Here is a 24,310-nt window from a genome sequence, read left to right as displayed (position 1 = left end):
GTCGCCCTGACAGCCACGTCCTGGGGGACGGGATGAGCCACCGAGCACCCGGAGCCGACCGGCTCCCCGCCCTGGCCGCGCCGGGCGGGGAGCTGGACCGGCTGGTCCGCGCGGGCGTGCGCACCGTCGGCGCGGGCGCCGTCTGGGCCGTCGGCGACGCCGGGGGCACCCTCGGCGGCGGCAGCCACGGCGTGCTCGGGCAGGGCCCGTACGCGCGGCTCACGCCCGGACCGGACACCCGGTACGACCTCGCCAGCCTGACCAAGATCGTCGCGCTCTGGCCCTGCGCCGGGGTGCTGTGGCGGTCCGGGCGGCTGCCGCTGGACGAGGCGCTCGGCCGCTGGTGGCCCCCGGCCGCCGGCCGCCCGACCGGTGCGGTCACCGCCCGGCAGCTGCTCGCCCACACCGCCGGGATGCCGCCGTACACCCGCTTCGAGCGGCTCTACGGGCGCGAGCCCGCGGCGATCCGGGCCGGGGTGCTCGCCGCGCCGCTGCACCGTCCGCCCGGCACGGCCGTCGAGTACACCGACCGCGCCGCCGTGCTGCTCACCTACCTCGTGGAGGACCTCGGCGGCGCCCCGCTGGACGTCCTCGCCGCGCGCTGGACCTGGCGGCCGCTCGGCATGGCCGACACCCGGTACGGGCCGCTCGACGCCGCGCTCCTCGACCGCACGGCGCCCACCGAGTACGACGAACGGGCCGGCGGGCACCTGCGCGGCGTCGTCCACGACCCCTCCGCCCGGCTGCTCGGCGGCGTCTCCGGCAACGCCGGGGCCTTCTCCACCGCCCGGGACCTCGCCCGCTTCCTCACCGCGGTGCTCGCCCCGCCGCCCGGGCCGCCGTGGGGCGGGGCGTGGACCGAGGAGTCGCTGCGCGAGCAGACCGGCGGCCTGCGGCCCGCCCGCGGCCTGTCCTGGCTGTACGCCCCCGGCACCGAGCCGGCCGAGGGCACCTTCGTCCACTACGGCTTCACCGGCACCGGCTTCTGGGTCTCCCGGCGGCTCGGCCGCTGGGCGCTGCTGCTCACCAACAAGGTCCACCACGACCGGGTCACCCAGCCGCTGACCGATCTGCGCAACGCCTACCGGCGGCTGGTGTTCGGGTGAGGAGCGGGCGGCACTCGTTCGGGTGATCGGGTGCGAACCACCGTTTGCGGTGCGGAGATCGCGGCAGATTGTCCTCGACGGACGGCACCCGGCGGAGGAGGCGCGATGACGGACACCTGGACACTCTCGGAGGAGGAGTGGCTCGCCCGGATGGTGCGCGCCTACGTCGGCTGCAGCGTGCTGCTCACCGACGAGTCCGGCAAGGTCCTGCTGCTCAAGGCCAGTTACCGCGACCAGTGGCAGTTCCCCGGCGGCGGGATGGACCCGGGAGAGGCGCCCGCTCAGTGCGCGGCGCGGGAGCTGCGCGAGGAGACGGGGCTGGCCGCCGGGCGCCTGCGGCTGCTCGTGGTGGAGTGGCGCGACGCCATCCCCGACCAGGGCGAACACGCCCACCCGGCCGTGCAGTTCATGTTCGACGGCGGGACGGTCCCCGCCGGCGCGGCGGTCCGGCTGCAGGCCGAGGAGATCGCCGACCACGGCTGGTTCACCCCCGCGCGGGCGGCCGCCGTGCTGCACCCTGCCGCGGCGCGCCGGCTCACCGGGGCCCTGGAGGCCCGGCGGACGGGCGCCGCCGCGCTGCTGCACTCGGCGGGGTACGTGGGGTGAGGGGCGGCAGGACGATCAGAGGAGCGTGCTCCAGTAGAACCAGAACCGGTTGAGCACCAGCAGCGCGATCACCGCCGCCCACAGCACCGGCAGCGCCCAGTGGTAGCGCGCCGCCTCCCGGACCACCACCCGCAGCCGGGGCCCCACCGGGATCACCCCCGTACGGAGGTTGTGCAGCGTCGTGTACCAGAACAGCGCCACCACCGTCGCCCACACCACCATGCAGTACGGGCACAGCGCACCGATGTCGTACAGCGCCTGGTCGATCAGCCAGTGCACGAACACCACACCCAGCGCGGTGCCCGCGTGCAGGCCCAGCCAGAACCAGCGCCGGTACGCGGCGCCCGACAGCAGGCCCGCCCCGATCGCCGCCAGCGCGCCGAACGCGGCCAGGCCCAGCAGCGGGTTCGGGAAGCCGAAGACCTCCGCCTGCTCGGTCCGCATCACCGAGCCGCAGCTGATGATCGGATTGATGTTGCAGCTGGGGACGTAGGAGGGGTTCTCCAGGATGCGGAGCTTGTCGAAGGTCAGGACGGCCGAGGCGGCCAGCCCGACCAGCCCGCCGAGGAACAGCAGGAACGCGTAGGCCCGGCCCGCCCCGATCGGGGCCCGGCCGGCGGCGTCGGGAGCGGGACGGGACAGGTGCACGGTGGTAGCGGCGGACATGGCAGCACACTCCGGTGGCTGGCTGGGAGGAGCCGGCCCGGCCGGGAGTTCGGCCGGACCGGTGGTGCCGTGCGGTGCGGGGGAAAGGGCCTGGCTACTGGAGGCCGGCGGCCTGCTTGACCTGCGCGGTGAACTGCTCCGGCGAGACCACGGCCTTGCCGGCGAACAGCGTCACCGGCTTGCCGTCCACCTTCACCGTCGGGGTACCGGTCACCCCGCTGTCGTTGAACGCGTCGGCGACCTTCGCCGCCCACGGCGCGTAAGTCCGGTCCTTGACCGCCTTCACGAAGGCGTCCGTCTTCAGCCCGGGCACCTGGCCGGCCAGGTCCAGCAGGTGGTCGACGTCGCCGAAGCCGTCCTCGCGCTCGTCGGGCTGGTTGGCGTACAGCACGTCGTGGAACTGCTTGAACTTGTCCACGCCCTCGTTCAGCGCGGCGCCGACGGCGGCCAGCGCGGTGCGCGAGCCCTTGCCGCCGAGGTTCTTGTCCAGGAAGGCCGCCAGGTGGAACTCCACCTTGATCTGCCCGTCCTCGGTGAGCTTCTTGACCGTCTCGCCGTTCGCCGCCTCGAAGTGCTTGCAGATCGGGCAGCGGAAGTCCTCGTAGACCTCCATGGTGTGCGGGGCGTCGGCCTTGCCGTAGGTGATCACCGTGCCGTTCGGGCCGCCGGCGTTCGCCGGCACGACCAGCGGCGCCGAGGTGGCCGCCGCGGCGGCCTTGTCGCTCTTGCCCGAGGCCGAGTTGACGGCGACGGCGGCACCGCCCGCGAGGGCGAGCACGGCGACGGCCGAGACCGTCACCACGATCCGCTGACGGCGCTTGGCGGACTGCTGCTCGCGGCGCTGCGCCTCCTGGATCCGCTCACGGGCACTGACGCGCTTGTCCTGCTGCTTGCTGGGGGCCTGAGCCATGGGAAGTCAACTCCTGTACGCGGCGCGCGGGAGCGCGCGGGAAACCGCACCGGGTGCGGCGGGGCCAGGGAACGCGGGAGTCGTGCGCACTGCCTGCGGGCGCACCGGGGCCGAGGACCGGCGGGGTACGGAAATGACCGGCGTACGGGGGAAAGCCCGGTACGGAAGGGGTCAGCAGGCAGGCGCGAAGGCCGGCGGGCCGCGGCGCGGCGCCGGGCTCAGCACCACGTCCTCGCGGCGCGGCCGCACCCGGTCCGACACCGGCAGCGGCACCCGCAGCACCGGGCGCTCCGGGGCCGGGACCAGCAGGACGAGCAGGGCGCGCAGCGGCCGCCCCAGCGACTCGCGCAGCGCGCGCAGCGCCCGGGCCAGGCCCGACAGCGCCGAGTCACCCAGCCGCAGCCAGGCGGCGGCGGCCAGCGCGATCACCAGGTGCACCAGCAGGAGCAGCAGTTGGGTCAGCGCCGGCGCCAACTGCCCGGCGTGACCCAGCGGGCCCGAGAGCAACGAGCCGTCCACCGAACCGCCGCCGCAGACCAGCAGGTTCACCCCGCGCGCGGGGACCTGCCCGGAGAACACCGGCCCACAGCCGGTCTGGCCCAGGTTGAACGTGGTGTTGAGCAGCAGCTCGACCGGCACCATCACGGCGGAGATGTGCAGCATCCGCCGCTCCCCGCCGGCCACCACGGAGGCGACCAGGAAGACGACGGCGCACGCCGAGGCCACCAGCGACAGCGGCAACGGGCGGCCCGTGATGACCACCTGGCCCAAGGCGGCCATCGGCACGGCGAGCGCGGTGAACACCGCGGCCCGCAGGGCCCTGGTCGCATGGGTGGAGGTCGTCACGCTCCGGAGTATGCCATGACGCTCACACCCGGCACGAGGGCGCATGGACCCTTGCGCTTCCGGCTGACGCGCCCTCAGGGGGAGGCGGGGACGGAGCCGGGGCTGGAGGCGGGACTGGAGGTGGGAGCGGAGGTGGGATCGGAACCGGGGCCGGAGGCGGGGTCGACAGTCGCCGGATAGGACCTAGCCTGGAAGCGTTCCCGGCGACCCCGACGAGGGGATGGACGCGCATGGCGAAACCCGAGACCACCGTCGGCCAGGTCCTGATGGCCCGGATCGAGGCCCAGGCGGAGGTGCTGGCCGGACTGGACGACGCCGTCCGGGCCGACGAACCGGACGCGGTGCACCGGATGCGGGTCGCCTGCCGGCGGCTGCGCAGCGCCCTGCGGACCTTCCGGCGGCTGTTCGCCCCCGGCACGACGGAGCACCTGGTCGCCGAGCTGCGCTGGCTGGCCGGCGCCCTCGGCGGCGCGCGCGACCTCGAGGTGCTGGCCGCCCGGCTCGCCGCCCAGGCCCGGGAGCTGCCTGCCGAGTGCGGGCCGGAGCGGGTCGCCGCCGCCCTGGAACGCTGGGGCGAGGCCGAGTACCACCGGGTCCGGCCCGAGGTGGTCGCCGCCCTCGACAGCCCCCGCCGCCGCGCCCTCGGCGAGGCCCTCACCGACCTCCTCGCCGACCCGCCGCTGCGCCACCGCGCCGCCCGTCCCGCCCTCCCCGAACTGTCCCGCGTCGCCGCCCGCGAGCAGCGCCGCACGGCCGACCGCGTCCGGGTGGCCCTCGCCGCCGGCCCCGAGGACCGCGACCACGCCCTGCACGAGGCCCGCAAGGCCGCCAAACGCGCCCGCTACACCGGCGAGACCGCCACCCCGGTGGCCGGCGGCCCGGCCGAGCGCTACACGGCGCGGATGAAGGCCGTCCAGGAGGTCCTCGGCGAGCACCAGGACGCCGTGGTCGCCGCCGCCACCCTCGCCGCCCAGCCGGTGGCCGCCGCCGAGCCCTTCGGCTACGGCGCCCTGTACGGTCGCCAGCTCGCCGCGGAGCAGGCCGCCCGCGAGCGCCTGCCGAGCGTGTGGCAGCAGGCGGGCAAGCGGACGCTGGCGCGGTTCGGGTAGGGCGCCCGGCCCGGGGCGGGGGCCGCGGTCAGGGCGGGCGGAGAGGTGGCTACGGGTGCGGCGGTGGGGTGTCCGGGGGGCGGGCGGTGGCGAAGGCTCGGCGGGCGGGGCTGTCAGGTGGGGCGAGGAAGGCGAAGACGTGGCGGCCCTCCTCGGGGAGGGGGAGCACGGTGTAGTCCAGGACCCCGGTGGCCAGGTCGGGGTGGCGGATGTGGAGGCGGCCGGGGCGGGGTGGGGCGGCCCGGTGGCGGTCCCAGAGGGCGGCGAAGGCGGGGCTGTCGTCGGACAGCCGCCGGACCAGTGCGAGGAGGGCGCGGTCGTGGGGCCGGTCGGCGTGGTGGGCGCGCAGTGAGGCGACCAGGTCGGCTCCGATCGAGCCGTCGGCGGCGACGTTGCCCTCGGAGCGGTCCCGGTGCGGGCAGCAGAACACCTGCCAGAGCAGGTTGCGTTCGTGCGGCGGCCGCCGGTCCGGCCGGGCCATCAGCAGGGCCGCGGCGGGGTTCCAGGCCAGCAGGTCGAAGGTGGGGCCGGTGACGAAGGCCGGGGCGGCGTCCAGGGTGTCCAGCAGGGCGAGGGTGGTCGCCGGGAGGGCCGGGGGTTCGGCGGGCGGCGGAGCCGGGCGGCCCTGCCGGGCGGCCAGGCGGTGCAGGTAGGCGCGTTCGGGCCCGGCGAGCTGCAGGGCCTCGGCGAGGCCGTCGAGGACGGGTCCGGTGGGTACCCGCTGGCGGCCCTGCTCCAGGCGCGCGTAGTAGTCGGCGGAGATCCCGGCGCGGGCGGCGACCTCCTCGCGGCGCAGCCCGGGTGTACGGCGGCGCCCGGCGGTCGGCAGGCCCGCGTCGGCGGGCACGAGTCGGGCGCGGCGGGCGCGCAGGAAGGCGCCCAGCGGTGTCTCGGGCATGCGCGCCACGCTGCCACAGCCGGGCCGGATCAGCCAGGACCTGGCTGTCCCCGGCAGGCCGTTCCCGGGGAACGCCCGGCCGCTGGTGGGCCGCCGGCCGCGGCGGCAGGCTCGCCGTATGGGACTTCTCGACGACAAGGTCACGATCGTCACCGGGGCCGGCCGTGGCATCGGCGCGGCCGCCGCCCGGCTGTTCGCCCGGGAGGGCGCGCTGCTGGTGCTCGCCGCCCGCTCCGCGCCCGAGGTGGAGGCGCTGGCCACCGAGCTGACCGCCACCGGTGCCGAGGCGGTGGCGGTCGCCGCCGACCTGACCACCGCCGCCGGTGCCGAACGTACGGTGGCCGCCGCGCTGGAGGCCTTCGGCCGGCTGGACGCGGCCTTCGACAACGCGGGCAACGGTGCGGTGCCCGTCCCGCTCGCCGAGCGTTCGGAGGCGGAGTGGGACGACGCCCACGCGCTCAACCTGCGGGGCAGCTGGCTCTGCCTGCGAGCCCAGCTGCGGGTGATGGCGGCGGCCGGGCGCGGCGGCGCGGTGGTGCTCAACTCCGGGGTGGGCGCCCTGGTCGGGGGGTTCGGCGACGGCGCCCAGCAGGCCGCCAAGCACGGCCTGACCGGCCTGGTCAAGGCGGCCACCGCCGACTACGCCCGGTACGGCATCCGGGTCAACGCCGTCGCGCCCGGGGTGGTGCGCACCCCGGGGACGGAGCCGTTCTTCGCGGCGGGCCCGGAGTTCGGCGCGCTGGTGGAGCGGTCCACCCCGCTGGGCCGGGCGGGCTCGGACGTGGAGGTGGCCGAGGCGGCGGCCTGGCTGCTGAGCGACCGGGCGTCGTACGTCGCGGGGGTGACGCTGCCGGTGGACGGGGGGATCACGGCCACCCGCCGGTTCGACTGAAGTCGGCCGAGGGCCGGCTACCGGGGGCTGAGCCCCGCCGAGCGGGCCGCGTCGCGAAGCAGGGCGTGGAGCATCGCGGTGGTCAGGCGGCCGGTGTTCGTGTTGCGCGGGCTGACGTGGTAGCAGCCGTAGAGCCGCAGCGGGGGGCCGCCGTCGTGGGCGGGGAGGACGGCCGAGGCGGCGTGGCCGAAGGCGGGGCGGGGGCGGGGTACCTGCCAGCCGGCGTCCGCGATCACCGGGAGCAGGGCCTGCCAGGCGAAGCCGCCGAGGGCGACCACGGTCCGTACGGTGGGGCGCAGCAGCCGCAGTTCGCGGGTGATCCAGGGTCGGCAGGTGTCGCGTTCGGCGGTGCTGGGCTTGTTGTCGGGCGGGGCGCAGCGGACCGGGTCGGTGATCCGTACGCCGTACAGTTCCAGGCCGTCGCCGTGGCGGACGGATTCGGGGCGGTTGGCGAGCCCGAGGTCGTGGAGGGCCGCGTAGAGCAGGTCGCCGGAGGGGTCGCCGGTGAAGATCCGGCCGGTGCGGTTGGCGCCGTGGGCGGCGGGGGCGAGACCGACCAGGACGAGCGGGGCGTCGGGCGGGCCGAAACCGGGGATCGGCCGGGCCCAGTAGTCCCAGTCCTGGTAGGCGCGGCGCTTGGTGCGGGCGGTCTCCTCACGCCATTCGACGAGGCGGGGGCAGGCCCGGCAGCCGGTGACCACGCGGTCCAGTGCGGCGAGTCCGTCGGCGCGGGCGGCGGCCGCGGCGGGGTGGCGGGGGTCGCCGGGGTCGTCGGCGGGGGACTGCGGGGCGGCCACGGTCGGCATGGCCCGATCCTAGGGCCCTGGGGGTGTCCCGGGTGTCGGGGATTTCGTGCCGTTCTGTTCCGGTTCGACCCGGTCGTGGCCGGGCAGACGTAGCGTGGAGGCGGTTGCTCCGGCGGCCCCCGGCCCGGCGGGCCGGTGGTGGCCGGGCGCGCCGTGCGTGCGGGCCGCGAGGAGGCCGCGATGATCGTCGATGCGGTGCTGGGGGCGCTCGGGGGGCTGGCCGGGCTGGGGGCGCTGTGGGCGGCCATGAGCCTCAGGGTGGTCCAGCAGTTCCAGAAGGGCGTGGTGTTCCGCTTCGGGAAGGTGCGGGACGAGGTGCGCGAGCCCGGGCTGGTGGCGCTGATGCCGGTCGCGGACCGGCTGCGCAGGGTGAACGTGCAGATCGTGACGATGCCGATCCCGGCACAGGAGGGCATCACCCGGGACAACGTCACGGTGCGGGTGGACGCGGTGGTCTACTTCCGGGTGGAGGACCCGGTGAAGGCGACGGTCAACGTGCAGGACTACAACTTCGCGATCTCCCAGGTCGCGCAGACCTCGCTGCGGTCGATCATCGGCAAGAGTGAGCTGGACGACCTGCTGGCCAACCGCGAACCGATCAACCAGGGGCTGGAGTTGATGATCGACAGCCCGGCCCTCGGGTGGGGCATCGAGATCGACCGGGTGGAGATCAAGGACGTCGCGCTGCCGGAGTCGATGAAGCGCTCGATCGCCCGGCAGGCCGAGGCCGAGCGGGAGCGGCGCGCGCGGATCATCACCGCGGACGGTGAGTTCCAGGCTTCGTCGCGGCTGTCGGAGGCCGCGGCGGTGATGAGCGCGACCCCGGCCGCGCTGCAGCTGCGGCTGCTGCAGACCGTGGTGGAGGTGGCGGCGGAGAAGAACTCGACGCTGGTGCTGCCCTTCCCGGTGGAGCTGCTGCGCTTCCTGGACAGCGCGACCGAGGTCCAGCAGCGGAACCTGCTGGCGGCCGCGGCGGTCGCCGCCGGGGCGAAGGCCGTGGAGGAGGCGGTGGAGAGCGGGGAGATCCCCGGAGAGGAAATCGACCAGGAGCCGCCCCGGCACGAACTGCCGCCCTTGGAGGAATTGTTGGGGCAGACGCCGCTGGACGGGCCGGACTCGCCGGGCTCGTCGGACTCGCCGGACGGACGGGCCGAGCGCGGGGCGGCGGGCGCTCCGGCCGACGCGGAGCGCTGAGCGGCCGCCCGGTGGCGTGGGGCACCGGCCCGGCTCAGGATGGACAGAGGAAGCCAGGTCAGGAGGCGGACCATGACCAGAGCCAGCGACATCATGCACCCGGGCGCGGAGTGCATCCGCGAGCACGAGACGCTCGCCGCCGCCGCCCGGATCATGCGGGAACGCGACGTGGGCGCCCTGCCCATCTGCGGGCCGGGCGACAAGCTGCTGGGCATCGTGACCGACCGCGACATCGTGCTGCGCTGCGTCGCCGAGGGCCGTGACCCGGCGTCGGTGACGGCGGGCGAGCTGGCCCAGGGGCGGCCGATGACGGTGGAGGCCGACGAGGACTGCGAGCAGGTGCTGCGGGTGATGGAGCAGTACCAGGTGCGCAGGCTGCCGGTGATCAACCACCCCGAGCACAAGCTGGTCGGCATGATCAGCGAGGCGGACATCGCGCGCGGCCTGCCGCAGACCAGGCTGGCCGAGTTCGTGTCGGCGGTCTGCGCGGAGGAGGCGCCGGCGAAGGCTGACGTGAGCTGAGTCCGCACGTGGTCCGTGGCCCCCGCCCCCGCCGGGCGGGGGCCACGACTGCGCGGCAGGGGCGGGGGGCGCGGGCGGCCCCGGTCACCCCAGGGCGTAGACGGTGGTGGCGTGGGCGGCGGGCTCCTCGGCGCCCTCGGGGGTGAGGGTGATGTCGAGGAAGGCGATCCGGCGGCCGAGCTTGGTGATCCGGGCGTGCACCAGGACGTCCTGGGCGAGGACCGCGCGCTGGAAGGTGGTGGACTGCTGGACGGTGGTCATCGGGCCGAAGCCGCCGCGGGCCGCCGAGAGGGCGATCACGCAGGCCGTGTCGGCGGCGGCCATCAGGGCCTGGCCGGAGAGTCCGCCGCCCTCCCGGGCGAGCCGGTCGGACCAGGGCAGGCGCAGGACGGCGTGCTGTTCGCCGGTCTCGACGGCGGCCAGCCCGAGGTCCCGCACCCAGGGGGCGAAGTGGTCGGCCAGGAGCTTGTCCGCCTCGGCGGTGGTGAGGGTCATCGCGCCATTGTGGCCGGGGTGTTGGCGCGGTGTCAGGAGCTCGGCGCGGCCAGGGTGTCGAGGTGGCGGCGGAGCACCGCGCGCAGCTCGTCCGGGCCGACCAGGGCGGGGTGCTGGACGGCTTGCAGGGTGAGGCCGTCCAGCAGGGCGGAGAGCCGGCGGGTCTCGATGTCGAGGTCCAGGCCGGGGGCGAGGCCGCCGGCGCGGACGGCTTCGGCCAGGACGCGTCGGACCAGCGCGTCCAGGCCGGTCTGCATCTCGGCGGCGCGGGGCCGGAGTTCGGGGCGGGTGCGGGCGGCGGTGACGAAGGAGAGCCAGAGCGCGGACTCCTCCCGGCGCGCGGTGTCCAGCGGGAGGATCTCGGCGAGCAGGCGCGTGGTCTGTTCGCGGCGGTCGGTGCCGGGGGCCGGGGCCGGGTCGAGCAGGGTGTGGGCGTGGGCGCGGATGCGGGTGTCGATCCGGCGGGCCAGCTCCTGCATCGCGAAGATCATCAACTCGGAGCCGCCGGCGAAGTAGTGCCGCACCGAGCCGATCGCGAGCCCGGCCTCCTCGGCGACGTTGCGCAGCGAGGCGTGTTCCAGGCCCTCCCGGGCCGCGACGCGCAGCACGGCGTCGGCGACGGCCTGGCGGCGTTCCACGGGGTCGACGATCTTCGGCATGTTGCCGTTATAGCACGGGTGAGCTAAATTGCTGATTTAGCACGGTCGAGCTATAAAAATCGGGGGGCAGGAATGAGCAACTGGGTGTACGTGACGCTGGTCGTCGCCGTGATCGTCGTGGTGGTGGTCCGCAGGCTGCGCGGGGAACCGCTGAACGTCCGCGACCTCTGCACGCCGCCGGTGGTGCTCACCGGCCTCGGCCTGTGGGCGCTGTGGCAGCGGCACGGTCTCGGCGCGGGCGACTACGCCTGGGTGGCCGCGGGTGCGGTGCTCGGCGTCGCGCTGGGCGTGGCGCGCGGCACCACCATCCGGGTCTACGAGCGCGAGGGGGTGCTGTGGCAGCGCTACACCGGCCGGACCTTCCTGGTGGCGGCGGTCTCGCTGGCGGTGATGGCCGGATTCGCCGCGCTCGCCGGGCGCAACGGCCTGGTTCCGGACGCCCGCCCGGTCCAGCTGTCGATCGGGGTCGGCTTCCTGGGGGAGGCGCTGGTGGTCGGCCTGCGCGGGCTCGCCTCGGGAGTCCCGTTCGCCCCCGAGCGGCCGGTTGCCGGCTCGTCGTTCGGGTTGGACCGATTCCGGCGGTAACTTTGGTTGTCAAAGGCGGATGCGGTAACTATGGTTGTCACCATGACGACCGTGGAGATCACCCATGAGGAGCGGGCGGAGCTGGCCAAGGCCCTCCTCGGCGCGCTCGACCCCCTCGCCGTCGCCGTCCGCACCCGGGCGACCGGCCTGCCCGAGGAGCGGATCTGGCACGCGGAGCCGGCCGAGGTCGCTCTCTCCGTCCTGTCCGCCTGGAAGCTGGTGGACACCGAGGTCAAGCGGCTCACCGCGATCGCGGCCGCCACCGCCGGCTCCTACGGCGCCAGCTACGAACAGCTGGGCGCCGCCTGGGGCATCACCCGGCAGGGCGCGCGGAAGAAGTGGCCGGAGGCGGTCAGCCGCCCGGCGGGGCGCCCCGGCTCACTCGAACTGTTCGGCGGAACCGCCGAGTTGACCTCGGACGGGGCCGAAGGCGGCTGGCGCTGGACGGCCACGGGTGCGGACGGGGAACGCGGCGGCTCCACCACCGGCCATCCGACCCGGGAGGAGGCGGCGGCGCACGCCGGGGCCTTCCTCGCCGGGCACGCGTAACCCGGGCCGCGTAACTTGGGCCCGCGTAACTCGGGCCCGCGCAGCCCGGGCACGCGTAACGTCGGAGCGCGTGACCAGGCCCGCCCGCTCACTCCGCCGCGCGCAGCCCCCTGGCGATCAGCTCCGCCAGGTGCAACGCCTGCCGCCCGTCCGCGAGTTGGGCGATCTGGGTGCGGCAGCTGAAGCCGTCCGCCAGTACCACGGTGTCCGGCCCGGCCGCCCGCACCTCGGGCAGCAGGACCCGCTCGGCGATCGCCTCGGACACCTCGAAGTGGCCCTTCTCGAACCCGAAGTTGCCCGCCAGGCCGCAGCAGCCGGAGTCCAGCACCCGGTTGTCCAGGCCGAGTCGGGCCTCCACCCGGCGGTCGGCGGCGCTGCCGAGCACCGCGTGCTGGTGGCAGTGGGTCTGGGTGACGGCGTCCAGCCCGAGGCGGGGGAGCGGGGCGTCCGGGGCGTACTCGTCGAGGAACTCGGCGAAGGTGCGGGTGCGTTCGGCGAGCGGCCGGCCGTCCGGACCGAGCAGTCGGGGCAGGTCCTCGCGGAGGGTGGCGGTGCAGCTCGGGTCCAGGCCGACCACGGGGGTGTCGGCCGGGAGCCCGGCCGCCGCCAGTGCCCGTAGGCTGCGCCGCAACACCCGGCGGGCGGTGCCTAGTTGGCCGGTGGAGTACCAGGTGAGGCCGCAGCAGACCGGGCCCGCGGGCAGCCGGACGTCGAAGCCCAGGTGCTCCAGCGCCTCGACGGCCGAGCGCGGCACGTTCGGCTGCAGGTGGTCGGAGAAGGTGTCCGGCCACAGCAGCACCGGCCGCGCGCCGGGCGGAGCCGGGTGGGTGGCGCGGTGCCGCCGGTACCAGGCGGTGAAGGTCTCCGGTGGGAAGACCGGCAGCACCCGGCGCGGGTCGATCCCGCCGATCCGTTTGAGCAGCCCGCCGAGCGGCGAGCGGGCCAGCGTGTTGGCCGTCCCCGGCGCGAGCGCGACCGCTCGCAGCCAGAGCGGCAGCCAGCCCATCGAGTAGTGCGGCAGCGGGCGCGGGCGGTGCCGGTAGTGCTGGTGCAGGAACTCCGTCCGGTAGGTCGCCATGTCGACGTGGACGGGGCAGTCGCTCGCGCAGCCCTTGCAGCCCAGGCAGAGGTCCAGGGCCTCCCGCACCTCGGCCGAGCGCCAGCCGTCCGGGATCGCGTCGCCGCGCAGCATCTCGGCGAGCAGCCGCGCCCGCCCCCGGGTGGAGTGCCGCTCCTCGCCGGTGGCCATGTAGCTCGGGCACATCACCCCGGTGGTCGGGTCCACGCACTTGGCCACGCCCACGCAGCGGTGCACCGCCGTGGTCAGGCTGCCGCCGTCCTGCTCGTACGGGAGGGCCAGTGGCAGTGGGCGGCGGGGGGCGGTGACGAAGCGCAGGTCGGCGTCGAGCGGGCGGGGGTCGACCAGGGCGCCCGGGTTGAGCAGGTTCTCCGGGTCCCAGATCCGCTTGAACTCGCCGAACAGGCCGATGATGCCGGGCGGGTACATGCGCGGCAGCAGCTCGGCCCGGGCCTGCCCGTCGCCGTGCTCGCCGGAGAGCGAACCGCCGTACGAGACGACCAGGTCGGCCGCCTGCTCCAGGAACTCCCGGAAGAGCGGCACCCCTCGGGGTTCGTCGAGCGGGAAGTCGATCCGCAGGTGCACGCAGCCGTCGCCGAAGTGCCCGTACGGGACGCCGCGCAGGCCGTGCCGGCGCAGCAGGGCGCGCAGGTCCCGCAGGTAGTCGCCGAGCCGCTCGGGCGGGACGGCGGAGTCCTCCCAGCCGGGCCAGGCCTGCCCGCCGCCGGGCAGCCGGGTGACGATCCCCGCGCCGGCCTCCCGGACGGCCCACAGCTGGCGCTGCTCGACCGGGTCGGTGACCAGGGAGACGGCGGCCGAGCGCTCGCGGCGCACCGCGTCGGCGAGCCGGCGGGCGGCCTGGTAGGCGGCCAGCGGGGTGGCGCCGCCGGTTTCGAGGAAGAGCCAGCACTCGCCCGCCGGCAGCCGGTCCAGCGCAGGCGGACGGGGGCCGGCCGCGAGCAGTGCGGCGATCAGGTCGGCCGCCATGCCCTCGGCGGTCAGCGGCCCGTACGGCAGCAGTGCGGGGACGGCGTCGGCGGCGGCGCCCTCGTCGGGGTAGCCGGCCACCACCAGGGCGCGGGCGGGCGGGTCCTCGACGAGCCGGACGGTGGCGCCGAGCAGCAGCGCGCAGGTGCCCTCGGTGCCGGTGAGCGCCCGGGCGAGGTCGTGGCCGTGTTCGGGGAGCAGGGCGTCCAGCGGGTAGCCGGAGGTGCGGCGCGGCAGCCGGGGCATGTCCTGGCGGATGGCGGCGAGGTTGCGGTCGGTGAACTCCTGTAGCTGCCGGTGGAGTTCGCCGGCCCGCCCGGGCAGTCCGGCGAGCGCGGCGCGCTCGGCGGGGCCGAGCCGGCCGCCGACCGTCAGCTCGGTGCCGTCGGCGAGCAGCAGCTCCAGCCGCTCGACGTTGTCGGCGGTGCGTCCCCAGGCGAGCGAGTGCGAGCCGCAGGAGTCGTTGCCGATCATGCCGCCGAGGGTGCAGCGGCTGTGCGTGGACGGGTCGGGGCCGAAGCGCAGCCCGTACGGCCCGGCGGCGCGCTGGAGGTCGTCCAGGACGGTGCCGGGCCGCACCCGCGCGGTGCGGGCGTCCGGGTCGACCTCCAGGACGTCGCCGAGGTGGCGGCGGAAGTCCAGCACCACCGCGCCCGGGCCGATCGCCTGACCGCCGATGCTGGTGCCGGCCCCGCGCGCCACCACCGGCACCCCGTACGCCCGGCAGAGCGCCAGCGCGGTGCGCACGTCGTCCGGGTCGGCGGGCTTGACCACGCCGAGCGGCAGCTGCCGGTAGTTGGAGGCGTCGTGGCTGTAGACGGTCCGCTCGGCGGCGCCGAAGCGGACCTCCCCGCGCAGTACGGCGGCCAGCTCACGGCCCAGTTCGGCCCCGGGTTCGGCGGACGGACGGCTCACGGGGACCTCCCGGGCGGTGCGACGGCATGGGCTCCGCCGATGATCGCAGCCGGGGCGCCGTCCGGGTACCGGGCATGACGGGGGTTCCGCCGTCGGGGTGGCGTCCGGCTTCCCGCACGTCGGCCGTGGACGGTCCGTGCCGCGCCCGGGCCCGGCGGGTCACTTGCGGCCGGTGAGTGTGCCCTTCGCGATGTGGGACAGCTTGGCGACCTCGAACGCCGGGTAGGCGCCGCCGGCCAGCAGCGAGAACTTGATCCCCTCGCGGCCGCCGGGCCGGCGGTGGCCGGGCGGCTGGAAGCGGCGGTGGTGCTCGGCGGCCCGGTGGAAGAACTGCGGCCGCTCGGCGCGGGTGACGCAGCCGGCGAGGTCGAAGACGAACAGGTAGTGCCGGATCATCCGGACGAACAGCGCGTCGCGCACCGCGTAAAGGTGGGGCTGGTCCTCCAGCAGGGCGAAGCTGCGCTCGTACTGGTCGAAGAGGTCGAAGACGCTGCTGCCCGGGCCGCCCGCCGGGTGGACGGTCTCCCGGCGGCGCAGCTGGACGCACTCGCGGGCCAGTACGGCGGCCTTCCGGGCGCCGAGCAGGGCCTGGTGCACCACCGGGACCTCCTCGTAGCGGCCGGCCGGGAAGGCGAGCCCCAGCTCCTCCCAGTGGCCGCGGCGGATCAGCCGGTCCCAGATCAGCGGCGGCGCGCCGAACAGCGCGGGCCGGTCGAAGGGCTCGAACGTCTCGGGGCCGGCCTCGGCGAGCAGCGCCTCGGCCCCGCCCGGCCAGTCCCGGTCCTTGTGCCGGCGGGAGTGGCCGAACAGCAGGACGTCCACCGGGCCGGTCTGTTCGAGCCGGTCGGCGAGCGCCCGGAGCGCGTCCCGGGGCAGCAGGTGGTCGGCGTCGAGGAACAGCAGGTAGTCGCCGGTCGCCCGCGCGGCCCCCGCGTTGCGGCTCACCCCGACCCCGACCGCCGCGTTCAGGTGCAGGGCGGTCACCCGGGGGTGCCGCGCCGCGTACGCGTCGGCGATCCCGCCCGCGGTCTCGGGGGAGCGGTCGGCGACCACGATCACCTCGACGTCGGCCAGGGACTGCGCGAGCAGCGAGTCGAGGCAGTCGGCGAGTTGTTCGTGCTGGTCGTAGGCGGGGAGCACGACGCTGATCAGGGGTGAGGGCATGACGCCGGAGCGTAAGAGGGACCGCGAACGGTCGCAAAGCCTTGACGGCCCGTAATTCCGAGCAATTGGCGGCAAATCGTACGACCGTGCGCCATATCTTCACGCCGTCTTCCGGACGCGTCCACGACAGGTGTGAACCGGCCGCTCCGCGCCCCGCGTTCGCCGGAACGCGCGGGGGCCCGCGACGCGGGAGTGCGTCGCGGGCCCCGGGGCCGGTCTTCCGTCCGCAGCTGCGGGGGGCCGGCTCAGTACCAGTGGCTCGGTGCCGGTGGCTCAGTGCCGGTGGTCAGGCACCAGCGGCTCAGTACCAGTGGTGGCTCTGCCAGAACGACCAGGCGCCGCAGGGGCTGCCGTAGCGGGTGTTCATGTAGTCGAGACCCCACTTGATCTGGGTGGCCGGGTTGGTGCGCCAGTCGGCGCCCGCGGAGGCCATCTTGGAGCCCGGCAGGGCCTGGACCAGGCCGTAGGCGCCGGAGGAGGCGTTGACGGCGAGCGGGTTCCAGCTGCTCTCGCGGAACACGATGTTGCTGAAGCACTGCAGCTGGCCGGCCGGGACGATCTGCGCGGCGATCTGCTGCGGCGTGCCGGAGTAGGTGGTCACGAGGCTCTGGCGCTGCTCGGAGCGGGAGGCGGCGGCATCGGCGTCGGCCTTGGCCTTGGCGTCCGCCTGGGCCTTCGCCTCGGCCTCGGCCTGCGCCTGGGCGGCGGCCTGCGCGGCGGCGTCCGCCTGCGCCTTCGCATCGGCCTCGGCCTGCGCCTGGGCGGCCTGCTGGGCGGCGGCAGCGGTGTCAGCCGGGGCCTGGTCCGCGACCTGCTTGCCGTCCACCGAGACGGCGGCCACCGGGGCGGTGGCCTCGGTGGCGGTCCCGGCCTGCGGGATGGCGAGGGCGGCGGTGGCGGCGCTCGCGACCACGAGGGTGGCGACGCCGGTGATCAGGGAGTTGCGGCGGGCATGGCTGAGCTGCATGGAGCGGGCGTTCCTATTCCGTCGGGGACCGTGCCGGGGGTGCCGGGCACGGGGCATCGCGCGGGGCTCCGGGGTGAGCGGGGCCCGCGCGGCCGTCCGGGACGGCCGTGGCGCCCCGGCGCAAGTGGCGGGGCGGGCGGGCTGCACGGCGGATCGGACCGGCCGTGCTGCCTTGGCGACGGACCATTCTTGGCAGCGCCCGAGGCGGGTCGCAAAGGCGGTGGCTACTACGCCGGGTAGTGGTCGCCGGGCGGGCCGGGCCAGGGTCCCGTGGTCGATTTGATGGGATTTGTCCGCTCTGTGCATCTGCGGGTCGGGCCCGCCCCGCACCGACGGAAGGTACGGGCGACAGTCGTGGTGGCCTGCGTTCTTCAGGCCGGGCGGTGCCGGGCCGGGTCCGGCCCGGGCGTGGCCCCGGTGCCCGGCCGGAGCCCGTGCGGCGCCCGTCCACTAGCGGGAGTCGTAGATGCCGAACCCCCTGTGGGCGGGCTCACACGCGGAGCGGCCCGATGTCGACGCGGCGTGACCGCCCGCTCACGGCTTCAGGGGGTCGCGTACGGATTTCCCGGGACGGGCCGCGCGGCGGAAGGGGCGGCGGGGGAAGCCGCCGGCTCCTCCTCTGCGAGGTCCGCCGCGTCCGCCGCGTCCTCCCGCCCGGCCGGGACGAGGTCGCGGGCCAGCAGGGTGGCGCCGGCGACGGCCCCCGGCATGGCGAGCACCGTCACCAGCGGCACCAGGAAGGCCAGCACCAGCGGCGTGCCGAAACCCAGCGCCAGTCCGAGCCGGGCGCGCAGCAGCCGGATCCGCTCGCGCTGCGGCACCCGGCGGCGCTGCAGCGCCACGGCGGTCAGCTCGACGGTCAGGAAGAAGCCGGACACCAGGAAGCCGAGCGCCGGGACGACGGTCTGCCCGACCACCGGGATGAAGCCGCAGCCGAACAGCAGCACGCCGAACGCGGCCACCCGCAGCAGCACGGACCCGGTGTCGCCCAGCGCGGTCAGCAGCTCGCGCCAGAGCGGGGTTTCCGGGGGCTCGGGCGCGTCCCCCTCGGTCTCGTCGACCCGGGTGCTCAGCGCCTCGTAGAAGGGCTGGCCGACCAGCAGGGTGGCGGCGGTGAAGGTGAGCAGGGAGACCAGCAGGCCGCCGCCGAAGACGATCGCCGCGAGCGCGTCGCGCAGCAGGCCCCGCCAGGGCGAACCCCAGTGGTCGGCGAAGGGGGTGGCCCGGGCCGCGAGGTCCTCGGACCAGGCGCCGAGGAAGGCGAGCGCGACGACGTAGCCGACCAGGGCGAGCAGCGCCGGCAGCATCCCGAAGCCCCACCAGCGGCCGTGCCGCCCCACCCACTTCTGGCCCTCGACCAGGTACTTCATCCCCGTCGCAAGATCCCGCATGGGCGATCACCCTAGGGCCTCCGGGTCCGGAACCCCGCATTGCCGTGTTCCTGCCATTTCGAACCGGCAGGGCCGGGCCCTTCCTGTCGCGCCGCCCGCCGGGCCACGCTCGGTCTTCCCCCACATGCAAGGAGGAACCCGATGAAGCGTCAACTCGGCAGAGTCGTCAGCCTGCTGGCGGGCCTGGTGCTCGGCGCCGGCATGCTGGTGCTGCCCGCCGCCGCCTCGCCCGCGCCGTCGCCGACCGTCGTCGGCGGCACCCGGGCGGCGCAGGGAGAGTTCCCGTTCATCGTGCGGCTCTCGATGGGCTGCGGCGGCGCGCTCTACACCCCGCAGATCGTGCTCACCGCCGCCCACTGCGTCGACGGCACCGGTGCCGACAGCAGCATCACCGCCACCGCCGGTGTGGTCGACCTGCGCAGCGGCAGCGCGATCAAGGTCCGCTCCTCGTACGTCTACCAGTCGCCCGCCTTCACCGGCGCCGAGAACGGCGACGACTGGGCGCTGATCAAGCTGGCCTCGCCGGTGAGCGGCGGCCAGGTCACCACCCTGCCGATCGCGACCTCCACCGCGTACGACAGCGGTACCTTCACCATCATGGGCTGGGGTGCCGCGCGCGAGGGCGGCGCCCAGCAGCGGTACCTGCTCAAGGCCACCGTGCCGTTCGTCGACGACGCCACCTGTGCCGGCGCGTACTCCGGCCTCAACGAGGCCGGCTCGCTCTGCGCGGGCTACGTCTCCCAGGGCGGCGTCGACACCTGCCAGGGCGACTCCGGCGGCCCGATGGTCCGCCAGGACGCGGCGGGCCGCTGGGTCCAGGTCGGCATCGTCAGCTGGGGCAACGGCTGCGCCCGCGCCGGCTACCCGGGCGTCTACACCCAGGTGAGCACCTACGCGTCCCAGATCGCCGCGGCGGCGGCCCGGCTCTGAGCGGCTGACCCGTCGCGGCAGGGCCGGTCACCACACCCGCAGGTGGTGGCCGGTCCTGCCGCGCGCGTGGGGCCGGGCGCCGATCGGACCACTCCGTGTGGCCTGCGGCGCGGCGCGGCGGTTGGCTGGGGACCGCGCCGTCAGGAGGTGCGCGCCGTGAGCGAACGGTCGCCCGGTGCGAAGGGCGGGGACGTCACCGGCCTGCGGAACGCGATCAACGCGGCCAACGCGGCCGGCAGCGGCGACATCGGGCCCTCACCCGTGCAGCCATTCCTCGGCCCGCCGCCGCTCGCGGGCGATCCGGCCGGCGGTGTGCGGCGGCAGCCGGGCGAGCAGGGCGGTGGCCGCGTCGGGCCGGCCGGCGAGGACCTGGGCGCCGGCCAGGCGGGCGGTGACCAGGGCGTGGTCGCGCGGGTGGGCGGCCGGGTCGAGCAGTCGAAGGGCGCTCTCCAGCCGGGCCGTCGCGGTGCGGGCGTGGGTGGTGCGGCCGGTGCGCAGGGCGAGGTCCCGCTGGCAGGTGCCGTGGGCGACGGCCAGGACCAGCTCGGCGCGTGCCGTCCAGGGCGTCGGTTCCCCGGTGCGGCGCGCGGTGTCGGTCAGCCGCCGGGCGTCCGCGAGCGTCCGGCGCACCTGCGGCGCCTCGCCGGCCAGCGCGTGGGCGTGGGCCCGGGCGACGGCGGCCCAGGCCTGCAGACCGGGCTGGGGCGGTGCGGTGGTGCGGGCGGCCTCGGCGAGGGCGAGTGCGGCGGCCGGGTCCCCGCGCCACCAGTGCAGGGCGCTCTGCCGGGCGAGCAGGGTGGTGGCGGTGGCCCGGTCGTCGGTCGCGCGGGCCCATTCCAGTCCGGTGGCGTACCAGCTGAGCGCGCGGGCGCGGCGGTCGCCCTCGAAGTGGGCCCAGCCGGCGAGTTCGGCGTACTGGGCGGCGAGCGAGCGGACGGCGGCGAGGGTGTCGCGCGAGGCGGTGTGCTGCCAGCCGGCCAGGGTGCGGGCGTGGTGTTCCAGGACGGCGGCGAGCTCCTCGCCGCCGATCCGGCCGGCGGCGGCGCGGTAGTCGGCGAGCAGGTGGGCGAGCACCTCGATGGTGGCGGCGTCCGGTGGGGCGGTGTCGGTGGTGAGCGCCGGCCGGGTGGCGACGGCGAGTTCGCCGAGGCGTTCGCGTTCCTGCCGGACGGTCTGCCACAGGTGTGCCAACTCGCCGCCGGCGAGCAGGAGTTCGTCGGCCCGGGCGGGCAGCCCCGGCGGTGGCCAGCGGCGGGCGTTCTCCACCCGGCTGATCAGTGAGTTGTGGTAGCCCAGCAGCCGGCCGAGCTCGGCCTGGCTGAGGCCGCGGGTCTCGCGCCAGTGGCGCAGCCGTCGGCCGAAGCGCAGGCGTGCGGACTCGGGTTCCGGGCGGGGCCGGGCAGGCGGGGGTGACGTGCGGGAGGGCAGGGGCGGCACGGGGTCTCCCGGTGGGCGTGGGGGAGCGCTCGTGGGGGAGCGCCATGCCCAGGTATCCCCCTTGACGTGCCTTGGTCAAACTGGCGTGGGGTGCTGGAAACGGCACCGGGCCCGGGAGCCTCCGCAACGGCTCCCGGGCCCGGCGTTCTCGCGCGGGGCGGACGGGTCAGGACTCCGCCGCCACCGCGGCCCGCCGGCGGCGGCCCACCACGGCCGAGGCCGCGAGCACGATCGCCGCGGCGACCAGCGACAGGTACATCTGCTTGCGCCCGTCCTCGGTGGTGAACATGTAGATCATGACGAACCCGATCATGCCCATCGCGGTCCAGGTCAGGTACGGGTACAGCCACATCCGGACGGTGTGCCGCTCGGGCATCTCGCGCTCGATGATCTTGCGCATCCGCAGCTGGGTGGCGCAGATGGCCAGCCAGACGAAGAGCGCGATCGCACCGGAGGAGTTGAGCAGGAAGGCGAACACGGTGTCCGGCGAGGTGTAGTTGAAGAACACCGCGACGAAGCCGAAGACCACCGAGGAGAGGATGGCCACCCGCGGCACGCCGCGCTCGGTCACCTTGGCGAAGGCCTTCGGGGCGTCGCCGCGCTGGCCGAGCGAGAAGGCCATCCGGGAGGCCGTGTACATCCCGGAGTTGAGGCAGGACAGCACCGCGGTCAGCACGATCACGTCCATCACCTGGCCGGCGCCGGGGATGCCGATGTGGGACAGCACCGCCACGTACGGGCTGGCCTTGACCTCGGCCGAGTCCCAGGGCAGCAGGGTGACCACGAGCAGGATCGAGCCCAGGTAGAAGATGCCGATGCGCCAGATCACGCTGTTGGTGGCCTTGGTGACCGCCTTCTGCGGGTCCTCCGACTCGCCGGCGGCCAGGGTGACGATCTCGCTGCCCATGAAGGCGAAGACCACCGTGAGCATGCCGGTGAACACCGCGCCCACCCCGTGCGGCAGGAAGCCGCCGTGACCGGTCAGGTTGCTGGCGCCCACCGAGTGGGTGCCGGGCAGCAGGCCGAAGGCGGCCAGGGTGCCGATCACCAGGAAGGCGGCGATCGCGACGACCTTGATCCCGGCGAACCAGAACTCGAACTCGCCGTAGGAGGAGACCGAGAAGAGGTTGGTGGCGGTCAGCACCGCCATCACGATCAGCGCCCAGCCCCACTGGGGCACGCCGGGCACCCACTGGTTGAGGATCTTCGCGCCGGCCGTCGCCTCGACCGCGAGCACCACGACCCAGAAGAACCAGTACAGCCAGCCGATGGAGAAGCCGGCCCAGCGGCCCAGCGCGCGGTCCGCGTACGCCGAGAAGGAGCCGCTCTGCGGGTCGGCCGCGGCCATCTCGCCGAGCATCCGCATCACGAGCACGACGAGCGCGCCGGCCAGTGCGTAGGAGAGCAGGATGCCGGGACCGGTGGACGCGATGCCCGCGCCGGAGCCGACGAAGAGGCCGGCGCCGATCACGCCGCCGATGGCGATCATCGACAGGTGGCGGTTCTTGAGCCCGGCCTTCAGGTGGCCGTCGCCGTCGTGCCCGTGCGGTCCCGCCTGGTGGGGGACCTGCGCGGCTGCCGCCGACTTGGTGGTGTTCGCACTCATCTGTGGGGTGCCCTGTTGCCTTTCCAGCGCGGCGACCCCGGGCTCGTCGCCACAGGGTGGGGGGACAGACCCGCGCATTGCGGTGCAACCTAACTTCTACGCCCGAGTATCGGAACAATGCTTTGATAACTGTTCGCTTACCGGACATAAAAGCCCAGGTCAGGGTGGGTTTGACCGGGCTCCGGAAAGCTCAGATCTGACGCATCGTCAGGGTGGCGGGGGTCGGCCGAGGTCAGATCTCCCTCAAATCGAGCACCACGACCTCCGGCCGGAACCCCGATGGAAGGGCCGTGAGCCGGGCCGCGAGGATCCGCGGGATGTCGTCCTCCCGCGAGTACCCGGGCACCACGGTGACCTCGTCCTGGCGCACCTCGCCCGAGACGGCGTAGGTCACCCGGTACGCCGTGCGGTCCGGTGGCGGGGCGGGGCCGGTCGGGCTCGTCGCGGTCATCGGCGTCGACCTCCTCGGCCCATTGTCGGCGCGGTGTGGCCGATCGGGGCAAATCCGGGCAGAGTGGGACTCTCGGGGCGATCGTCGGAGCATCCCCCGAGCGTGCGGCGCCCGTCGGTTCCCGGCGCCGGGCAGGAGCGACCCCATGCAGACCACCTGGAAGGGGACGATCAGCTTCGGGCTGGTCAGCATCCCCGTCCACCTCTACTCCGCGACCCAGGAGCACGACGTCCCGCTGCACCAGGTGCACGCCAAGGACGGCGGCCGGGTGCGGATGAAGCGGTACTGCGAGCAGGAGGAGAAGGAGATCCCGTACGCGGAGATCGCCAAGGGCTACGAGTCCCCCGACGGGCGGACCGTCACGCTCAGCGACGAGGACCTGGCCGACCTGCCGCTGCCCAGCAAGAAGATCATCGACGTGCTGGCCTTCGTCGACGAGGGCGAGATCGACCCGCTGATGTTCTCCAAGGCCTACTACGTGGGCGTCGCCGACAAGGCCGCCGCCAAGCCGTACGCGCTGCTGCGCGACGCGCTCACCGAGTCCGGCCAGATCGCCGTCACCAAGATCGCGCTGCGTACCCGGGAGTCGCCCGCGGTGCTGCGGGTGCACGACAACACGCTGGTGCTGCAGACCTGCATCTGGCCCGACGAGGTCCGCCCGGCGGCCGGGATCGCTCCCGAGGAGGACGTCACCGTCCGGCCGCAGGAGCTCAAGATGGCCCGGTCGCTGATGGACACCCTCTCCGAGGACTTCGACCTGTCCCAGCTGCACGACGACTACCAGCAGGCGCTGCAACAGGTGATCACCGCGCGGCTGGAGGGCGTCGAGCTCCCGCACGAGGAGGAGCCCGGCGAGGCGCCGGACAACGTGATCGACCTGATGGAGGCGCTGCGCAGCAGCCTCAAGCAGGCCAGGGGCGGGCACGGGCCGGTCGGCGGACCGGCGGCCGGGGAGCCGGCGGAGGAGCCCGGGCCGCGCAAGCGGGCCGCCCCGGCGAAGACGAGCACGGCGGCGGCCCGGAAGACCGCGGCGAAGAGCACCACCGCCAAGCCCACCGGGACGAAGAAGAGCACCACGGCCAAGAGCACCTCCACGGCGAAGAGCACCTCCGCGGTGAAGTCCACCTCCGCGGTGAAGACCACCTCCGCGGCGAAGAAGACCGCGAGCCGGAAGTCCGCGGCTCCGCGCAAGGCTTCCTGACCCACCGGGCCAGGCTTTCCCTCCCGTCCGGCATTGGAGGAGACCCCGATGGACCTGCTCACCTACAAGGAACTCGAAACCGGCCCAGGCGCCCAGCGGGACCAGGGCTTCGGGCACCAGGCCTGGACCTGGCTGCTCACCCTCAGCCCCACCGTGGTGACGTTCATGATCGCGCTGTCCGTCGGCCTCGGCATGGTCGCCACCCAGGTGAGCCTGCTGCCGATGCTGGTGCTGATGGCGATCTTCTGGGGCCTGACGGTCGTCGCCATGGTCGGCGTGATCGCCCGCTGGATGACGCCCGGCCGGGGCAGGCACCGGATGGCGGCCTGACCCGGTCGGG

General features: G+C 75.0%; 25 protein-coding genes. 11 read left to right on the top strand and 14 right to left on the bottom strand.

All coding sequences use genetic code 11. The annotated features are described in order from the left end of the window. The first annotated feature begins 32 nt into the window (after positions 1–32). Positions 33–1,106: a serine hydrolase domain-containing protein gene (locus ACYP53_RS26095; protein WP_459649185.1), complete on the top strand. Its 1,074-nt coding sequence runs from the start codon at positions 33–35 to the stop codon at positions 1,104–1,106. Positions 1,107–1,211: 105 nt separating this feature from the next. Further along, entirely contained in the window at positions 1,212–1,712 is a 501-nt protein-coding gene (locus tag ACYP53_RS26090) for an NUDIX domain-containing protein (RefSeq protein ID WP_459649184.1), read from the top strand. A gap of 15 nt (positions 1,713–1,727) precedes the next feature. Here ACYP53_RS26090 and ACYP53_RS26085 read toward each other — a convergent pair whose 3' ends face one another. The 3 genes from ACYP53_RS26085 to ACYP53_RS26075 all read right to left on the bottom strand — a co-directional run bounded on the left by ACYP53_RS26085 (position 1,728) and on the right by ACYP53_RS26075 (position 4,134). Continuing rightward, positions 1,728–2,378 carry a vitamin K epoxide reductase family protein gene (locus tag ACYP53_RS26085; RefSeq protein ID WP_459649183.1) on the bottom strand — a complete coding sequence of 217 codons (651 nt, stop codon included), beginning with the start codon at positions 2,376–2,378 and terminating at the stop codon, positions 1,728–1,730. 94 nt (positions 2,379–2,472) lie between these two features. Then, a complete protein-coding gene (locus ACYP53_RS26080) occupies positions 2,473–3,288 on the bottom strand; it encodes a DsbA family protein (protein WP_189917208.1) in 816 nt (271 codons plus the stop codon). A 171-nt stretch (positions 3,289–3,459) separates the two neighbouring features. Beyond that, the gene (locus ACYP53_RS26075; protein WP_189917210.1) at positions 3,460–4,134 is read right to left on the bottom strand and encodes a hypothetical protein; all 675 of its coding nucleotides are present in this window, start codon (positions 4,132–4,134) and stop codon (positions 3,460–3,462) included. A gap of 230 nt (positions 4,135–4,364) precedes the next feature. Here ACYP53_RS26075 and ACYP53_RS26070 point away from each other — a divergent pair, with 230 nt between their 5' ends. Further along, positions 4,365–5,243 carry a CHAD domain-containing protein gene (locus tag ACYP53_RS26070; protein ID WP_459649182.1) on the top strand — a complete coding sequence of 293 codons (879 nt, stop codon included), beginning with the start codon at positions 4,365–4,367 and terminating at the stop codon, positions 5,241–5,243. 49 nt (positions 5,244–5,292) lie between these two features. On the opposite strand, the gene ACYP53_RS26065 is transcribed toward ACYP53_RS26070, so the two are convergent. Continuing rightward, complete coding sequence (locus tag ACYP53_RS26065) at positions 5,293–6,141, bottom strand: helix-turn-helix transcriptional regulator (RefSeq protein WP_459649181.1); 849 nt, start codon at positions 6,139–6,141, stop codon at positions 5,293–5,295. 118 nt (positions 6,142–6,259) lie between these two features. On the opposite strand from ACYP53_RS26065, the gene ACYP53_RS26060 reads away from it, so the two are divergent. Beyond that, positions 6,260–7,033: an SDR family NAD(P)-dependent oxidoreductase gene (locus ACYP53_RS26060; protein WP_459649180.1), complete on the top strand. Its 774-nt coding sequence runs from the start codon at positions 6,260–6,262 to the stop codon at positions 7,031–7,033. 17 nt (positions 7,034–7,050) lie between these two features. Here ACYP53_RS26060 and ACYP53_RS26055 read toward each other — a convergent pair whose 3' ends face one another. Next, positions 7,051–7,839, bottom strand: coding sequence for a uracil-DNA glycosylase (locus ACYP53_RS26055; protein WP_459649179.1), 789 nt, complete (start codon positions 7,837–7,839; stop codon positions 7,051–7,053). Between the two features lie 183 nt (positions 7,840–8,022). On the opposite strand from ACYP53_RS26055, the gene ACYP53_RS26050 reads away from it, so the two are divergent. Together ACYP53_RS26050 and ACYP53_RS26045 are read left to right on the top strand one after the other, a co-directional pair. Continuing rightward, entirely contained in the window at positions 8,023–9,033 is a 1,011-nt protein-coding gene (locus tag ACYP53_RS26050; RefSeq protein ID WP_459649829.1) for a slipin family protein, read from the top strand. A 72-nt stretch (positions 9,034–9,105) separates the two neighbouring features. Beyond that, complete coding sequence (locus ACYP53_RS26045) at positions 9,106–9,555, top strand: CBS domain-containing protein (protein ID WP_189917220.1); 450 nt, start codon at positions 9,106–9,108, stop codon at positions 9,553–9,555. 84 nt (positions 9,556–9,639) lie between these two features. Here the strand turns inward: ACYP53_RS26045 and ACYP53_RS26040 are convergent, their stop codons facing one another. Together ACYP53_RS26040 and ACYP53_RS26035 are read right to left on the bottom strand one after the other, a co-directional pair. Continuing rightward, positions 9,640–10,050, bottom strand: coding sequence for a PaaI family thioesterase (locus ACYP53_RS26040; protein ID WP_459649178.1), 411 nt, complete (start codon positions 10,048–10,050; stop codon positions 9,640–9,642). Positions 10,051–10,082: 32 nt separating this feature from the next. Next, entirely contained in the window at positions 10,083–10,709 is a 627-nt protein-coding gene (locus ACYP53_RS26035) for a TetR/AcrR family transcriptional regulator (protein WP_189917224.1), read from the bottom strand. Between the two features lie 72 nt (positions 10,710–10,781). Here ACYP53_RS26035 and ACYP53_RS26030 point away from each other — a divergent pair, with 72 nt between their 5' ends. Together ACYP53_RS26030 and ACYP53_RS26025 are read left to right on the top strand one after the other, a co-directional pair. Next, on the top strand, positions 10,782–11,294 hold the full coding sequence (locus ACYP53_RS26030) for a DUF1453 domain-containing protein (protein ID WP_459649177.1): 513 nt from the start codon (positions 10,782–10,784) through the stop codon (positions 11,292–11,294). A 42-nt stretch (positions 11,295–11,336) separates the two neighbouring features. Then, positions 11,337–11,843 (top strand): hypothetical protein, encoded by a 507-nt coding sequence (locus ACYP53_RS26025; RefSeq protein WP_189917228.1) that lies wholly within the window; start codon positions 11,337–11,339, stop codon positions 11,841–11,843. 88 nt (positions 11,844–11,931) lie between these two features. Here ACYP53_RS26025 and ACYP53_RS26020 read toward each other — a convergent pair whose 3' ends face one another. The 4 genes from ACYP53_RS26020 to ACYP53_RS26005 all read right to left on the bottom strand — a co-directional run bounded on the left by ACYP53_RS26020 (position 11,932) and on the right by ACYP53_RS26005 (position 18,345). Beyond that, positions 11,932–14,823 carry an FAD-binding and (Fe-S)-binding domain-containing protein gene (locus ACYP53_RS26020; protein ID WP_459649176.1) on the bottom strand — a complete coding sequence of 964 codons (2,892 nt, stop codon included), beginning with the start codon at positions 14,821–14,823 and terminating at the stop codon, positions 11,932–11,934. A gap of 159 nt (positions 14,824–14,982) precedes the next feature. Further along, positions 14,983–15,987: a glycosyltransferase family 2 protein gene (locus ACYP53_RS26015; RefSeq protein ID WP_189917230.1), complete on the bottom strand. Its 1,005-nt coding sequence runs from the start codon at positions 15,985–15,987 to the stop codon at positions 14,983–14,985. Positions 15,988–16,288: 301 nt separating this feature from the next. Further along, positions 16,289–16,954, bottom strand: coding sequence for an aggregation-promoting factor C-terminal-like domain-containing protein (locus ACYP53_RS26010; protein ID WP_459649175.1), 666 nt, complete (start codon positions 16,952–16,954; stop codon positions 16,289–16,291). A 542-nt stretch (positions 16,955–17,496) separates the two neighbouring features. Continuing rightward, complete coding sequence (locus ACYP53_RS26005; protein ID WP_459649174.1) at positions 17,497–18,345, bottom strand: EI24 domain-containing protein; 849 nt, start codon at positions 18,343–18,345, stop codon at positions 17,497–17,499. Between the two features lie 141 nt (positions 18,346–18,486). On the opposite strand from ACYP53_RS26005, the gene ACYP53_RS26000 reads away from it, so the two are divergent. Further along, positions 18,487–19,275, top strand: coding sequence for a S1 family peptidase (locus tag ACYP53_RS26000; RefSeq protein ID WP_189917236.1), 789 nt, complete (start codon positions 18,487–18,489; stop codon positions 19,273–19,275). Positions 19,276–19,530: 255 nt separating this feature from the next. Here the strand turns inward: ACYP53_RS26000 and ACYP53_RS25995 are convergent, their stop codons facing one another. The 3 genes from ACYP53_RS25995 to ACYP53_RS25985 form a co-directional block, all read right to left on the bottom strand. Next, positions 19,531–20,712 carry a helix-turn-helix domain-containing protein gene (locus tag ACYP53_RS25995; RefSeq protein WP_459649173.1) on the bottom strand — a complete coding sequence of 394 codons (1,182 nt, stop codon included), beginning with the start codon at positions 20,710–20,712 and terminating at the stop codon, positions 19,531–19,533. 166 nt (positions 20,713–20,878) lie between these two features. Continuing rightward, positions 20,879–22,318, bottom strand: a complete 1,440-nt coding sequence (locus ACYP53_RS25990) for an amino acid permease (protein WP_189917240.1) — start codon at positions 22,316–22,318, stop codon at positions 20,879–20,881. Positions 22,319–22,550: 232 nt separating this feature from the next. Then, entirely contained in the window at positions 22,551–22,769 is a 219-nt protein-coding gene (locus ACYP53_RS25985; protein WP_189917242.1) for a hypothetical protein, read from the bottom strand. Positions 22,770–22,914: 145 nt separating this feature from the next. On the opposite strand from ACYP53_RS25985, the gene ku reads away from it, so the two are divergent. Next, positions 22,915–23,970 carry a non-homologous end joining protein Ku gene (gene ku, locus ACYP53_RS25980; RefSeq protein ID WP_459649172.1) on the top strand — a complete coding sequence of 352 codons (1,056 nt, stop codon included), beginning with the start codon at positions 22,915–22,917 and terminating at the stop codon, positions 23,968–23,970. 48 nt (positions 23,971–24,018) lie between these two features. Beyond that, on the top strand, positions 24,019–24,300 hold the full coding sequence (locus tag ACYP53_RS25975) for a hypothetical protein (RefSeq protein ID WP_189917249.1): 282 nt from the start codon (positions 24,019–24,021) through the stop codon (positions 24,298–24,300). Positions 24,301–24,310: the final 10 nt, after the last annotated feature.

The sequence above is a fragment of the Kitasatospora sp. Ki12 genome (genome assembly GCF_054601375.1).
The sequence above is the reverse complement of the archived record's forward strand: the minus strand, read 5'-3'. Positions and strand labels throughout refer to the sequence as shown.

Bases quoted from the DNA above. Each gene is read 5' to 3' on its own strand.
- ACYP53_RS25975 (WP_189917249.1), top strand. From the start codon at position 24,019: ATGGACCTGCTCACCTACAAGGAACTCGAAACCGGCCCAGGCGCCCAG.
- ACYP53_RS26010 (WP_459649175.1), bottom strand. From the start codon at position 16,954: ATGCAGCTCAGCCATGCCCGCCGCAACTCCCTGATCACCGGCGTCGCC.
- ACYP53_RS26030 (WP_459649177.1), top strand. From the start codon at position 10,782: ATGAGCAACTGGGTGTACGTGACGCTGGTCGTCGCCGTGATCGTCGTG.
- ACYP53_RS26040 (WP_459649178.1), bottom strand. From the start codon at position 10,050: ATGACCCTCACCACCGCCGAGGCGGACAAGCTCCTGGCCGACCACTTC.
- ACYP53_RS26070 (WP_459649182.1), top strand. From the start codon at position 4,365: ATGGCGAAACCCGAGACCACCGTCGGCCAGGTCCTGATGGCCCGGATC.
- ACYP53_RS26095 (WP_459649185.1), top strand. From the start codon at position 33: ATGAGCCACCGAGCACCCGGAGCCGACCGGCTCCCCGCCCTGGCCGCG.
- ACYP53_RS26055 (WP_459649179.1), bottom strand. From the start codon at position 7,839: ATGCCGACCGTGGCCGCCCCGCAGTCCCCCGCCGACGACCCCGGCGAC.
- ACYP53_RS26060 (WP_459649180.1), top strand. From the start codon at position 6,260: ATGGGACTTCTCGACGACAAGGTCACGATCGTCACCGGGGCCGGCCGT.
- ACYP53_RS25990 (WP_189917240.1), bottom strand. From the start codon at position 22,318: ATGAGTGCGAACACCACCAAGTCGGCGGCAGCCGCGCAGGTCCCCCAC.
- ACYP53_RS26025 (WP_189917228.1), top strand. From the start codon at position 11,337: ATGACGACCGTGGAGATCACCCATGAGGAGCGGGCGGAGCTGGCCAAG.
- ACYP53_RS26065 (WP_459649181.1), bottom strand. From the start codon at position 6,141: ATGCCCGAGACACCGCTGGGCGCCTTCCTGCGCGCCCGCCGCGCCCGA.
- ACYP53_RS26035 (WP_189917224.1), bottom strand. From the start codon at position 10,709: ATGCCGAAGATCGTCGACCCCGTGGAACGCCGCCAGGCCGTCGCCGAC.
- ACYP53_RS26090 (WP_459649184.1), top strand. From the start codon at position 1,212: ATGACGGACACCTGGACACTCTCGGAGGAGGAGTGGCTCGCCCGGATG.
- ACYP53_RS26005 (WP_459649174.1), bottom strand. From the start codon at position 18,345: ATGCGGGATCTTGCGACGGGGATGAAGTACCTGGTCGAGGGCCAGAAG.
- ku (WP_459649172.1), top strand. From the start codon at position 22,915: ATGCAGACCACCTGGAAGGGGACGATCAGCTTCGGGCTGGTCAGCATC.
- ACYP53_RS25985 (WP_189917242.1), bottom strand. From the start codon at position 22,769: ATGACCGCGACGAGCCCGACCGGCCCCGCCCCGCCACCGGACCGCACG.
- ACYP53_RS26000 (WP_189917236.1), top strand. From the start codon at position 18,487: ATGAAGCGTCAACTCGGCAGAGTCGTCAGCCTGCTGGCGGGCCTGGTG.
- ACYP53_RS26015 (WP_189917230.1), bottom strand. From the start codon at position 15,987: ATGCCCTCACCCCTGATCAGCGTCGTGCTCCCCGCCTACGACCAGCAC.
- ACYP53_RS26045 (WP_189917220.1), top strand. From the start codon at position 9,106: ATGACCAGAGCCAGCGACATCATGCACCCGGGCGCGGAGTGCATCCGC.
- ACYP53_RS26085 (WP_459649183.1), bottom strand. From the start codon at position 2,378: ATGTCCGCCGCTACCACCGTGCACCTGTCCCGTCCCGCTCCCGACGCC.
- ACYP53_RS26080 (WP_189917208.1), bottom strand. From the start codon at position 3,288: ATGGCTCAGGCCCCCAGCAAGCAGCAGGACAAGCGCGTCAGTGCCCGT.